Annotated in this window: 9 protein-coding genes; 3 read left to right on the plus strand and 6 right to left on the minus strand. The window is 62.6% G+C overall.

The genetic code is table 11. The features are described 5' to 3' along the window. Positions 1–200: 200 nt before the first annotated feature. The 5 genes from H6A60_RS03590 to ygfZ all read right to left on the minus strand — a co-directional run bounded on the left by H6A60_RS03590 (position 201) and on the right by ygfZ (position 7458). The gene (locus H6A60_RS03590; protein ID WP_205102046.1) at positions 201–2126 is read right to left on the minus strand and encodes an ABC transporter ATP-binding protein; all 1926 of its coding nucleotides are present in this window, start codon (positions 2124–2126) and stop codon (positions 201–203) included. Positions 2127–2877: 751 nt separating this feature from the next. Beyond that, positions 2878–4623 (minus strand): C69 family dipeptidase, encoded by a 1746-nt coding sequence (locus H6A60_RS03595; RefSeq protein ID WP_205102047.1) that lies wholly within the window; start codon positions 4621–4623, stop codon positions 2878–2880. Positions 4624–4713: 90 nt separating this feature from the next. Continuing rightward, positions 4714–5616 (minus strand): DMT family transporter, encoded by a 903-nt coding sequence (locus H6A60_RS03600; protein WP_205102048.1) that lies wholly within the window; start codon positions 5614–5616, stop codon positions 4714–4716. 179 nt (positions 5617–5795) lie between these two features. Then, complete coding sequence (locus H6A60_RS03605; RefSeq protein ID WP_205102049.1) at positions 5796–6128, minus strand: H-NS family nucleoid-associated regulatory protein; 333 nt, start codon at positions 6126–6128, stop codon at positions 5796–5798. 385 nt (positions 6129–6513) lie between these two features. Next, the gene (ygfZ, locus tag H6A60_RS03610; RefSeq protein ID WP_205102050.1) at positions 6514–7458 is read right to left on the minus strand and encodes a CAF17-like 4Fe-4S cluster assembly/insertion protein YgfZ; all 945 of its coding nucleotides are present in this window, start codon (positions 7456–7458) and stop codon (positions 6514–6516) included. A gap of 262 nt (positions 7459–7720) precedes the next feature. Here ygfZ and mltG point away from each other — a divergent pair, with 262 nt between their 5' ends. The 3 genes from mltG to H6A60_RS03625 all read left to right on the plus strand — a co-directional run bounded on the left by mltG (position 7721) and on the right by H6A60_RS03625 (position 11282). Beyond that, positions 7721–9418, plus strand: a complete 1698-nt coding sequence (mltG, locus tag H6A60_RS03615) for an endolytic transglycosylase MltG (protein ID WP_205102051.1) — start codon at positions 7721–7723, stop codon at positions 9416–9418. 218 nt (positions 9419–9636) lie between these two features. Beyond that, entirely contained in the window at positions 9637–10251 is a 615-nt protein-coding gene (gene tmk / locus H6A60_RS03620) for a dTMP kinase (RefSeq protein WP_205102169.1), read from the plus strand. After that, a complete protein-coding gene (locus H6A60_RS03625; protein WP_205102052.1) occupies positions 10242–11282 on the plus strand; it encodes a DNA polymerase III delta subunit-related protein in 1041 nt (346 codons plus the stop codon). Before tmk ends, H6A60_RS03625 begins: the two co-directional genes overlap by 10 nt. A gap of 37 nt (positions 11283–11319) precedes the next feature. On the opposite strand, the gene H6A60_RS03630 is transcribed toward H6A60_RS03625, so the two are convergent. Beyond that, positions 11320–12909, minus strand: coding sequence for a tyrosine-type recombinase/integrase (locus H6A60_RS03630; RefSeq protein ID WP_239477562.1), 1590 nt, complete (start codon positions 12907–12909; stop codon positions 11320–11322). Between the last annotated feature and the right edge of the window lie 281 nt (positions 12910–13190).

A 13190-nucleotide genomic window follows, 5' to 3' on the forward strand; every position in this document is an offset into this window, starting at 1 on the left:
GTGCCGAGACGAATAAGTTTCGTTCTTGGTTCGGGCGATCGAACCCGCGCTTTCGGTTTCCGAGGCACGAAGGCGCGGCGTCCGGTTCGGAACTGCGGGCGTACGGGCGATTCGGTTGTCGACTTTTGATGTCGGGGTTTCGGGATGCGGTCCTAACGTTCTCTACGTTCTTGGTGTTTTTGCCTTGCGCTTTGGGCGCGTCAGTTCGCGCCGCCGATCTCGTGCATCGCAACGAAGTGTCCGGGTTCGACCTCAACGAGCGGATCGACGTGCGGCGCCTGACCGACGGGTCGCACCGGACTCGGCAGATCCGAGAGGTTGAGAAGCCCCAAGAGGTTGCGCTCGTTCGGGTCGGGAATCGGTACGGCAGAAAGGAGCTTTTGCGTGTATGGGTGACGCGGATTCGAGAAAACGGCACGCCGCGGCCCCATTTCGACGATTTGGCCGAGGTACATCACCGCCACACGGTGGCTGATGCGCTCGACGACGCCCATGTCGTGCGAGATGAAAAGGAAGGAGAGCCCCATTTCTTCCTGGAGCTGCATCATGAGATTGATCACCTGTGCTCGGATCGAGACGTCGAGCGCCGCAACGCATTCGTCGGCAATGATGATTTCGGGCTGCAGTGCGAGCGCACGCGCAATGCAGATGCGCTGACGTTGACCGCCCGAGAATTCGTGCGGATAGCGGTTGCCCATATCGGGCGAGAGGCCGACGCGCTTTAAAAGCGCCGCGACGCGGTCGGCCGTTTCCGACTTGGAACCGATGCCGTGAATGAGGAGCGGCTCGGCAATCGAGAAGCCGATCGTCTGGCGCGGGTCGAGCGAAGCGTACGGATCCTGAAAGATCATCTGCAGGCGACGGCGCGCGAGCTGCATTTCGCGCCCGGCGAGGTGCGTGAGCGACTGGCCGCGATAGAGGATGTCGCCGCTGTCGACGTTCAGAAGCCGCAGCACCGCGCGCCCCGTTGTCGACTTGCCGCAGCCCGACTCGCCCACGATCGAGAGCGTTTCGCCCGCGTGCAGGTCGAAGGAGACGCGGTCGCACGCGCGAACGACGTGGGTGGGACGGCCGAAGAAGTCCGTGCGGACCGGGAAGGTCTTCACGATGCTCTTGACTTCGAGGATTTTTTCTTGTGGTTCGCTCACCGCCTGCGCGGGCGGCTCCACCGCACGGCCCGAATCGGGGTCGATGAGGGAGAAGAACGCCGGGCGGTCGAGCGTACGCATCGCGCCGAGTTTGGGCACCGCCGAGAGGAGCGCCTTCGTGTAAGGGTGCTTCGGCGCTGAAAAGAGCGTTTTGGCGTCGTTCGTCTCGACGATTTCGCCGTAGCGCATCACGGCGACGCGGTCGGCAATCTGCGCGACGACCCCCATGTCGTGCGTGATGAAGAGCACGGCCATGCCGATCTTTTCCTGGAGCTTCTTGATGAGCGCAAGGATCTGCGCCTGTACCGTTACGTCAAGCGCCGTCGTCGGTTCGTCGGCAATGAGAAGCTGCGGGCGGCAGGCGAGCGCCATGGCGATCATGACGCGCTGGCGCATGCCCCCGGAGAGCTGATGCGGGTAGCGCTTCGCGACGCGCGCCGCGTCCGGGATGCGCACGAGTTCGAGAAGCCGTACGGCTTCGGCCTCGGCCTCTTCAGCGGTCATGCCGCGGTGAAGCTTCAGACTTTCTTCAATCTGCGCGCCCGCCGTGAAGACCGGGTTGAGCGACGTCATCGGCTCCTGAAAGATCATGGCGACTTCGGCGCCGCGAATCTGGCGAAGCGTCGGGTTCGAGCACTTCACGAGGTTGACGGTCGTGCCGTCGCGGCGCTTGAGATGAATGGTCCCGCCGGTGATGCGGCCGCCGCCTGTTTCCACGAGCCGCATGATCGAAAGACTCGTGACGGACTTTCCGGAACCGGATTCGCCGACGAGCGCGAGCGTTTCGCCCGGCCGGATGACGAAGGATTCGCCGCGAACGGCCGTGACGGTGCCGTTTTCCGTTTTGAATTCGACGCGAAGGTCCTTTACTTCGAGAATCGGCTGCGCGGATGCTCTGGCTGCATCGGGCGCGTTCGGGTTCGCCGCGGCGCGCAGGACTTCGGGGGCGGTGCCGCCCGCAGAATTGGCTTTCGTCATGTCTTTCTGTTCCCGTGTCTGGCGGCCGAGTGGGCGGGGCGCAGACCGGATCGGGGCTGCGGGGCGCGTGCTCGAAAGAACCGTGCTCGGGGTTTCCGCCGTCTTGAAGCGCAGGGGCTTCAGTTCGCCCAATCGTTCGAACCGGTGGTACGCATTGAATGCCGAAGCCTCTGCGGGCTTTTTAGAAACACCGGTTTCTGTGATTTGCGAACGCGCTTGCCGTTTTGCCGAGGGCAGAGCGCGAAGACGCCGACGGTGGAAAATCGAGGGGTTGCCCGCCGTTTGTTTTTGTTCGTGCGTGTTTCTGAGCATAACGCCCGACGCGAAATCGTGTTTTTGTGTGTCGGGCGGATTTTTTGCACAATTCTCGCGCCCGAGTGTGCTCTGTTCGAGCGTTTTTCGTGCACTGAGCGCCTTGAGTTAGGCGATAGTGCTCAGGCGTCTCACCGAATAAACGCCTCGGCGGATTGATCCGACTGCAGACTCGATACGTATTTCAGCCTATGTGTGCGGGTCGGCGCTCGGAAGGCGGGTTCTGCACGATTCGTCGAGTATGCAACTGCGTAACTTTTGATCGGAAGCAAAAGAGACTGCATTCGAGCGTGATAAGGCGAGCGTTGCTTTCTCGCGCGAAGCGAAAGACGACGCAGGTCGGCACGGCAGACGCGTACAAAAGCAACGTGCGCCGATCGCTTCGCGCATCAGCGAAGCGGCACCGGCGCACGCAGATTTCGGCTGTCTTTGAGCTTATTTAGGCCGTGAAGCGAATCGGTACCATGCCGACGAAGCGTCGACCCGCACAGAAGCCGCGCACGTACGTGTCGCAGAGAACGCCTGCGGGTGCAAAACGCGCGAGATCGGACGTCCGGAACGCAGCGACGAGCGTGCGTTCGTCTTGGATGCGTACGGCAACGGGTTTGGCGGGTTCGTTCACGGAGGCCTTCGCCGTCGTGAAGCCGAAACTCCAGAGGAGCGTTTCGGGGTCGACCGCAAGCGCGTCAAAGCCCGCTTCGGCCGTGATCGAGAGTTCGATTTCGCCCGTGTCGCTCAAAGGGACTTCGGTGCGGCTTGCCCGCACGTCGAGCGTGTCAAGGAGAGCGAGAAGCTCGGCAGTTCGTTGGTCGGCGCGCCGCTGCGCCTCTCGCGTGAAGTTCGCGAGCGCTGTCCTGCAGTCGGCATCGCTCATCGCTGAGCGCGTGAGGTTTTCAAGCGTAGCTTCCACCTCGATGCGGAAACGGCTTTCGAGCGCTTCTCGCGAGGGCCAGACGCCCGCCATGAGGCCGCGGTTGAAATTGACGAGTTCGCCCAGAACTGCATTGAGGTAATAGTGCCTGGCGTAGTCGAAGTCGAGGTACTCGGGCTTCATCGCGAACTGCACCTTGTGCGCTTCTTCGAGGGTGGTCCACGCGTACCCTTCGGGGATGGGATTCGCCGCATCCCCTTTGGCGAGCACGAACCACGGCACGTAGACGCCCGTGTCGGGGTAGGAACTCACGCGCCAGAGCGTATTGAAGAGCGGCCGCTCGCCGAGCGCCATCACCCAGGATTCGCGCGTGTGCGAGCGGGAGATGTCGATCGCGCTCACGTGGAAGGCGTCGGCGCGCCCGTCGCCGCGGGTGCGGTAGGTTTCGGGCGCCGTCGTGCGAAGAATTGCGATCACGTCTTCGACCGCCATCGGCGCTTTGGGCGGCATCGCTTCCGGATAGTGAAGCTCGTCCTCGAAGTACTTCCCTGTGATCGCAAACCAGCCTTCGCGCAGGCGAATCGATTTTTCGGGGTTGCGGCGGTTGTCGTCGCTCTGGTAGGCGCGCGCAAAATCGAAATCGTCGAACGAGCTCGGGTGTGCGGGCGTGTAGCGGCCTTGCGCGACGGCATACTCGACCAGATCGGCCGACGCGACGACATTGGCCGTGTCCGAGCGGTCAACCGTGCGGATCGCGAGCGCATTGGATATGAGCATCACGCAGTCGTCGGGGACGCGCTTGGCGACAAAGCGGCGGCCGCGCACGGCATTGATCACCCAGGCTTCGTCGCGGTCGGCGACGGTATAGTTGCGCGCTTCGCCCGCATAGCCGTAACGCTCGAGAAGCTCGCGGGCGACTTCGACGGCCTCGCGCGCGGTTTTGGCGCGCTCGGCCATGAGGCGGCGCAGGAGAAAGGCAACACCCCCGTCCGTGAGATCGGTGCTTTCCGCGTCAAAGGCGCTTCCGCCCGCGTTCGAGCAGATGACGAGGCCTGCTTCGTTCGCAAAGCCTTGATCAAATGAGGAACCCGGCGCGGGCGCGAGCATGTTCGACCAATAGACGCCGAGCGTTTCGGGGACCTGCGGCACTTTCGCCATACCGGGTTCGCCCGAGACGACTTCACCCGGGGCGTGCTTGCCGCCCGGGCAGAAAAACTGCTGATGCAGCGATCGGCCGCCCGCATCTTCGTTGTGGCCGACGATGACGCGCCCCGTTTTGGATGCGCGCTTGCCGACGATGATCGTGGTGCACATGGTGCGTGATAGTCCTTGTCGTTGAAATTTTGGGAAAAGAAAAAAGGCGCGCCCCCGAAGTGCCTCGGGCGCGCCGTCAAATTATGCGGTTTAAGCCGCTTTTTGCGCAGCTTCGCGCGCTTTCTGGGCGGCCTCTTCACGCTTCGTTGTGACCGAAGCCGTCATGCCCGCGGCGACGATGAGCGACATGCCGACGAGCGCCGTCGTCGTGACGGTTTCCCCGAAGAGAAGGAAGCTGATCACGGCCGAAATCGGAATGGCCGAAAACCCGAGGCAGGAACTTAAGAGCATGTTGCCGTAGGCGTAGGAGCGCGTCGTGCAGATCTGCCCGAGCGTCGCGCAAAGGCCCATCCCGAGGATGCCGAGAAGCGTCGTCCCTGTCGGCAGGTGCATGCCACCTTCGAAAAGCCACGCGCCCGCGAAGCCGAAAACCGAGCCGAAAACGGTGAAATAGAAGACGATTCGCCAGGAGGGCTCCCCGAGGCGGCCGAGCTCCTTCATCTGCCAGTAGACGGCGAGGTCGACGAGCGCGACCGAGAGGCAGATGAGCGCGGGCACGAGGTCTTCACTGTGGAAGCTCGGCTGCAGCACGATCGTGATGCCCGCAAAGCCCGCGACGATCGAGAGGATGAGCGCCCAGGGCGCGCGCTCGCGGCGCATGAGTGCGAGGATCCAGAAATTCGCCGCCATGAAGAGCGGCGTCGTGTAGATAAGCGTCATGTTCGTGCCGAAGGGGAGCTTGCCGAGCGTATAGAACCAGAGCGCAACGGAAAGCGTCCCAAGGACAGAGCGCTTGATGTTGCCCCATAAATACGGGGTCTTGATGGAGAGGCCGCCTTTAATGACGAAAAAGCCGATCGAAAGAACGCCGAAGATCGAGCGGTAGAAAACGAGCTCGAGCGTGCCGAGTTCGCTGCTCGTGAGCTTCACGAACGCGGCCATGAGAGAGAAGAGCAGGGCGGCGGCGAGCGCCCAGAGGGACTGCTTGAACATGGGTCGGAATCGTAGGCCGCGCGGCGCCGGGCGCAAAAGTCCCGATCGGTTGCGGCGCAGGTTCGAAAAAAGGAGGCCTTCGGGAAAAGGCCTCCTCGGGATCGAGTTCGGATTCTAGCGCGGCCGCGCTAAGCGTGCTTCAACTGCACTGAGAGGCGCGTTCAAAAGGAAGTAACGCCTTAGAAGATGCGGTAGTCCTCGCGGTCGCCGCCTTCTTCTTCAACTTCGCGCACCCAGCGCGGCGTTTTGCCGCAACCTGCCCACCGCTCGCCGTTCGGGCCGAGATAGCGCACCGGCTTGGCGCGGCCGACATTGATCGTGCGGCGATCCTGTTCGGTCACAATCGAAAACCAGTCCCGAAAGCGCAGCTCGTCGCGCTCGATATGGAAATAGCGCACGAGCACCTGCACAAGTTCGATGCCGCGGCGGCGAACGGGGTCGTTGGCTGGCTTCGCAGGGGCTGCTTCCAGACGGCTGAGGGCTTTGAGCACGCGCTCGGATGTTGCGTTCATTTGATGAGTGGAAATCAGTAAGCCGTTGGCAGGCGTGATACCGAAAGTCGGCGGCGGCTGATAAATTTTTTCGCTTAACTACTTACAAATTAGCATCAAGGCTACCAAGTAATTGCTGATTCTGCAAGGGTTTTTTCTTGAGTGTATACAACTAAATGCCTCGCAAGAAGAGAGAGTCGCTTGCTGTTGCGGGAGTTGCAACATGCCTGTAAATGAAGTGAGGAGCGGAAATCGAACCCAAAAATGGCGGGAATGGAAGGGTGAAAAGAGGGGTGTTCGGAAATACAAAACGCAGCCCGAATGTTTGTTCAGGCTGCGTTTATAAAAAAGTTGGGTGAATTGTGGCGACGCTTGGGGAACCTAGGCGTCGGATAAAGCGCGAGCGTCAGTCCTTGAGCACGTTCCGATAGACGTAGGGGAGCGCTGCGGGGGTGCCCGCGGCGCTCTCGGGGGCGAGCGCGAAGCCCGCGGCCGCTGCTTCGAGCGCGACGCTTGCGAACACGAGCGTGCGGCCATCGAGCGAAACCGCGTCGATCACGGCGCCCGTTTCGCTGCCTTCAAAGTAGACGGCGTCGCCCGCTTTCGGCGCGGCGGCGTCGAAAAGGGCGAGCGCGCCGCGGCGCTTTGTTTCGCCCAAGTGCTGCAGGCGCGAGACGACTTCCTGGCCGGGGTAGCAGCCCTTGTCGAAAACGACGCCCCCGGCGAGTTCGAGGTTCGCCGCCTGCGGTGTAAAGCGCTCGAGCGTTTCGGCGAGCACGACGGGCATCCCCGCGGCCATTTCGCTCGCGCGCCACGTACGGTCGTCCGTTTCTTCAACCACGGGGAGTTTGTCGGAGAGCGTGTTTTCGCTTACGAGAAGCGTTCGGGCGCCGGCGGCGGCAAAGCCTTCAACGGCAGCGGCGGGCGTGAGCCCGAGAAGGTAAGCGTCGCCCGCGCGGGTCGTGCGGCCCGTCTGCGGCGCTTCAAGGCCCGCAGCCGCAAGGGCGGCAGCGCCCGCCTCGCCCGTTGCGACGGCAATCGACGCTGCGGCAAGTTCGAGCGTTACCTTCGAGCGCAGTACGTACATGCGAAGGCGCTTGACGAACCCTTCGACAATCGAAGCGGGCACAAGAAGACCGACGGCGCCGTCGGTCATCGGGAAAGCGCGGAACACCGCAAGGAGCCGCCCCTTGGGCGAACAATAGCCGCAGGCGCGCACGGCACCTTCGAGGCCGCGGATTTTCTGAGTAAATTGGCCGTGAAGGAAATCGACGGCGTCCGCGCCCGTGACGCGAACGAGCGCAAGGCCTTGAACGCGGGCAACGGCGGGCGTGATCGTGGAAGTGTTCATGTGAGTCACCGAAAAAGCATTCGGGAAATGGATTCGAAGGCAAAAGCATAGCCGTCCCGCGGATGTCTGTGGAGAAACCTTTGCGAACGGATTCGTTCCTATTCGTTTCTCAGAAGCGCCGAAGCTCACGGTTCGTTGCACTGCGGGCGGCTTCGTCCAGGCGGAGGCTGCGCGCGTCTGCGCTAAACTCGAGGCGGTCCTGTGCTGCGGGAGCGCGAATCGACGCTCGACGAGGCACCTTCCCATTTCGGAGATTTCGAGCGTGACGGCAGAGCACCGCAGCAAACACGGAAAACAGAAGCGCAGACATGCGCACGGCAACAGCGACCCGCAAGCGGCCGCTCGCTTCGAGGGCGCCATGCCCGAGGACGGTCGGGCCGCCGAGTCTGCCAAGAAAGCGGAGCTCTCTCGGGCTGCTGTTGAGAAACAGCCCCATGTGCTTCACTCCGACGGCGTCAAGCCCGGCAGGTCTTGCGAGCCGAGTGAAGCGGTCGACGCGCAGCGCGCCGATATTGCGGTTCAGACCGATGCGGTCAAGACCGACGTGCCCGAAGCGGCGACTGAAACGCTTTCGGCGGCAGCGGCAGCGGCTTCCCCGCTTGGGTCCGATGAGTCCAAGGCGCTCGATGGATCGGCAGAGGGCGTCAAGGTTATTGAAGCAAAGCCTGCCGCAGATCCGGTGCTCGATGCAGCGCCCGCAGATTCAGGTGTTCCGACGTTGACCGATCGTGCTGCGCCCGAAGAAATGCCGTTGAGCGACGAGCGCGGAGCGCGCGAAACGGCCGAGAAGGCGGAAAAGCGCTCGGGGTCGGGCGTTGCCCGCTTTTTCAAGCGGCTATTTCTCCTTATTCTGTTTTGTGCGCTGCTTGCCGCTGCCGGTGCCGGCTGGCTTTATTGGGATGTCTTCAAGCGGCCGCTAGACTTCCCCGGGACGGCTGACACGGTGGACGTCATGATTGAAGAGGGCGACAGCGCACGGCGCGTGATCGATAAGATTCGCGGCGCCGGGATCCGGGTGGCGGACCATCAGGTCCGCGTGCTCTCGCGCCTGCAGCCCGAGGCACTCTCGCGGCTTCATATCGGGCTCTACCGTTTTAAGCGCGGCATAACGGCCGAGGGACTCGTCGAAACATTGAAGGGCGATCCGCTCATCGATCAGCGCATCCGCATTCCGGACGGCGCGCCCGTCTGGGAGATCGAACGCATTCTTGCCGGGGGCGTCAATCTCAAGCAGGATGCGGCGGCGCTCGCGCCCGAAGAACTCAGAAAGCGTTTGGGGCTCGAGGACTACCCGTCGCTCGAAGGCTTCATTGCCCCCGAAACCTACCGCTACGGCTCGGGTTCGAGCGACCTCTCGGTACTTCGCATGGCGGTTGATCGCCAGAAGCGGCTTCTTGCTGCCGCCTGGGAGAAGCGAAGCCCTTTGGCGAGCGCCTTGAAGAGCCCCTACGAGCTTCTCATTCTTGCGTCCATTATCGAGAAGGAGACGGGCGAAAAGAGTGATCGGCACCTCGTGAGTTCCGTGTTCCACAACCGACTCAAGCGAGGTATGCCGCTTCAAACCGACCCGACCGTGATCTACGGGCTCGGCCCTGACTGGCGCGGCCGACTCACAAAACGAGACCTCCAGAAGGAGACGCCCTACAACACCTACAAGATTCGAGCGCTTCCCCCAACGCCCATTTCGAGTCCGACGCCCGCATCGATTGAGGCGGCCGCGAATCCCGCCGACACGGATTTTCTCTACTTCGTCGCGCGCGGGGACGGCACGAGCGAATTCACGACGAATCTGCGCGACCACAATCGCGCCGTTCGCCACTACCTGATCGACAAGAAATCGACGCCCTTCAAGCCCCGCTACGCCAAGGAGCGGCGCCCGGTCGTCGGGAAGTCTTCTAGCGGGAGCGCTTCTGCGAGAAGCGGTGTGCGTGAGGCCGATCAATCGTCCGAGCGGCACTAATACGCGGCTGTGCGTTTGAGAACGCCTTTTGAACGCATCTGAGCGGTTCTGATTTGTTCGCGATTGTGCGAAAATGCTCGCTCGAAAAAAAGCCGGCCCCTAAGCAGCGGCGCCGGCTGGCGCCGCGCAGGTAAGTGAGGCGAGTCGCCCCGGCAAGAAAACAGGCACTGAAGGAGCTTCTTTTGTCCGAGATTGCATCCGACGTGGCGGCGCCAGCAGTGTGCCGCGGTCGATTTATTTCCTTTGAAGGCATTGACGGCGCCGGCAAGACCACACAGATTGCGTCGCTTTGCGAGCGCATCCGCGCGGCGGGCTATGATGTCGTTCTCACTCGCGAGCCCGGCGGCACGCCCTTGGGCGAAAAAATCCGAGGCATGCTCTTAGGCGACGAAATGACGCTCGAGGCCGAAACGCTGCTCTTTTTTGCCGCGCGTGCCGAGCATGTCGCCAAGACCATTCGTCCCGCGCTCGAGCGAGGCGCTTGGGTGATTTCGGATCGCTTTGCCGATGCGACCTATGCCTATCAGGTGGGCGGCAAGGGGCTTGCCGAAGAAAAGGCCCGATCGATCGAAGATTGGACGCTCTCGGGCTTTGCGCCGGATCTGACGGTTCTTTTCGACCTCTCGCCCGAATGTGCGGCCGCGCGGCGCGGCGCGCGCGGCGCCGCAGCAGACCGCTTCGAGCGCGAGGGACTCGACTTTTTCTCGCGCGTTCGACGCCGCTATCTGGAGCGCGCTTCCGCCGCCCCCGAGCGATTTCTTGTTGTCGACGCGTCGCTTGCCCCGGAAGCGATTGCCGCTCAAATTGCCGAGAGGGTTTCGTCGTGGCTTTAGCTCCTTATCCGTGGTTTGAAGAGGCGGCGCAGGCCTTTGCCTCGCAGATCGATCGACTGCCCAACGCCTTTTTGCTTTACGGGCCGCCCGGGATCGGGCTCTACGAGCTCGCCGACAGCTTCGCGAGAGCACTCCTTTGCGAGTCGCCCAACCCCGACGGGAGCGCCTGCGGACGGTGCGCCGCCTGTGCGCTCACGGCCGCGGGTTCGCACCCCGACTACAAGCGCGTGCTCTCCGAGGCGATGTGCGAGCGTTACGAAGTGCCCTATGAGCGCGCCGAAAACGAGCGCCCCGACAGCAAAAAAAAGGCGAGCCGCGAAGTGCGCATTCATCAGATCCGCGCACTTGCGGACTTTGTCGGCCTCAATGCCAACCGCGGCGGGCGCCGCGTGATCGTCATTTACCCCGCCGACATGGTGCGCGCCGAGGCGGCTGCCGCGCTCTTGAAGTCGATGGAGGAGCCGCCCGCGGACCTCATTTATATATTGGCGGCCGAAGATATCGACGCAGTGCTCCCGACAATTCGTTCGCGTTCGCGGCTTTTGCGCGTCGCGGTGCCCCCGAAGGCCATGGCGCTCGACTTTTTGCGCGACAAAGGCGTTGCCTCGCCCGAAGAGGCGCTTGCGCTCGCGGGCGGCGCACCCTTGGAGGCGCTCGAGCGAAACCCGGCTGAGCGGCTCGACGCGGCGCTCGAAAGGGCGCTGCTTGACATGCTCGAGCGCGGCACGATTGCGCCCGACGAGATTCTCATCGCCGCGCCCAAAAGCTACTCGGTGCCTGCTTTCGGACTTTTGCTCTCGCGTTGGTCGCACGACCTCATGCGAACGAAGTCGGGGCTCTCGCCGCGCTACTTCATTAAGCGCGCTGATGCGCTCGCGCGCCTCGCTGCCCGTACGGACTTTGAGCGCCTTTCGGCACTCGAAAAGCTTGTCGCCTCTGTGCGACGCAGCGACGAGCATCCGCTCAACCCCAAGCAGGTTTGGGAGTCGGCGCTCCTTCACTACGCTTCGCTCTGGTCGTCGGCGCGCTGAGATGCGAGGCGCTCTGCCGGCAGGAGATGCTCATCCATCAGAGCGCCTTCATGTCGGCCATGGCTTCGCTCATCTTTTCTTCTTCGGGCGAGAGGTAGCGCCCGGTCGTCGCAACCGAGGCGTGCCCCATCGCCGCCTGCACGACGTTCACGCTCATTTTCCCAAGCGCGGTCACGGCAAACGTGTGGCGGAGCCAGTGCGTGGATGAAGCGCGCAGTTTGGCCGCGTCCATGGGGCTCTCGGCCGCAATGTCATTGGCAACCGTTTCAAAGAAAGCTTCGAGTACGCGGTAGAGGCCGCTGCGGCTCATGGCGCCGCCCGGGTTGCGGCCGCGCCCGAGGTTGACGAGTAGCGGCGTTTCCGGATCGCACCCGGCAACACCGGCCAAATTGCGCGCGTGAAGGGCCGACTCGATGATCTCGACCTGTTCGGCGTTGAGCGGCAGCCGCCGCACTTTGCTGCCCTTGCCGACGATTTCAATCGCGCGGCGCTCGCGAAAGCCGATGCGCCGCGTCGTGATCCAGCCCGCACGGGCGTCAAGCATTTCGGAGGCGCGCATGCCGAGGCTTTTTCCCATCATGAGGATGAGCTTCATGCGTTCACGTGGCCAGCCTTCCGGCAGGAGCATCAGTCGTGCCGTGACGGCGTGCCACTGCTCGGGCGTAAGCGATCGGTCGGCAAATGCCTGCGGAGCGCCTTCGCCCTTCAAAAGCGGCACTTTGGGACTGACCTGGTCGAACGGATTGAAGATGAGGTAGCCCGTCTTCTTGAGAAAGTTGAAGAGCTGCCGCACGACTACGATGGCGTTGCGGCGGCTCGCGACCGAAAGCGGGCCGTTGAAAGGGCGCCAGCCGCCGTGGCTGCGGGGCACGTTTTTCGGACCGAGCCAGCGCGACTGCGGCTCGCGCCATTTGGCGGCAAACGCTTTGTCGTCCAAGCGGCCGAGATTTTCTAGCCAGCGCAGGTACTGCGCGGCGTCGCCCGCGCGAATCGAGGAGAGTGCCGTGCGCTTTTCGACGAGGCACCAAAGAAGAAAGCGCTCCGCTTCTTTTCGATAGTTGCCGAACGTGTTGGGATTGCCCGCGCGGGCATTGAGCCAGATGCGGATCGCTTCAAGGTCGTTGTCGGCATTGAGCGCGCAGCCGATCAAAGGTGCGCGGTTGATGCCGTTCGCGCCGCTGAGCGATTCGGGCAGAACAATCTCTTCGATCGGCCGAACTTGCGGGTCGTATTCGGGGAGCGTTCTGGCTGTCGACGTCGCATTCATTCGACTTTGTGCTGCCAACTGTGGGGTTGTCGCACCTTTGGGCGGCTCCGCGCCAGCGATGCCGGCCGGGGCTTGCCCCGGAAGAAAAAAACGCGCGGTGATTTCGCCGATCGCTTCGCCGAACTTCGCGAGCCAAAGCATCAGGAGCTGCGCTCGCTGTGCGTCGATTCCTTCAAAAACACGAAACCAATTGGCGCCCTGCGTGGCGGCGCACTCATAGAGGTCTTCGAGCGTCTCGAGTCCTTTGGCGGCGAGCGGCTGCGCAAGGTCGGCGGGCAGCACTGCTTGAAGCGCCTCGTCATAGCGAAGGGCGCGCTGCGGAAGCGCGGCTGCCAGTCGATCCAAATCTTCTCTGCGCATGGGGGTTTGGGCGGAAAAATAAAAACCGAGACGTCACATTATGATGAATTTTCCTTGATTCGGTTTGATGGGCGGCTTGTTCTGCGGTGCGTGCCGTTTCGGTGTGCCGCAATCGAGCCCGATTGACGGCAATGAGCCGTTCGGGCGTCGAGGCCGCACCGTAAAGCCCGGCGACACCTCTATACTTTCCGAAAAGAATCACAAAAAACCGCCGCTCTTTGTGCAACGTGAGACATAAAGGGGCGGTCGGTTGTCTTCAGCATCTCTGTCGACCATGTTCA

Source organism: Sutterella massiliensis, from assembly GCF_016899755.1.
Taxonomy (GTDB): Bacteria; Pseudomonadota; Gammaproteobacteria; order Burkholderiales; family Burkholderiaceae_F; genus Sutterella; species Sutterella massiliensis.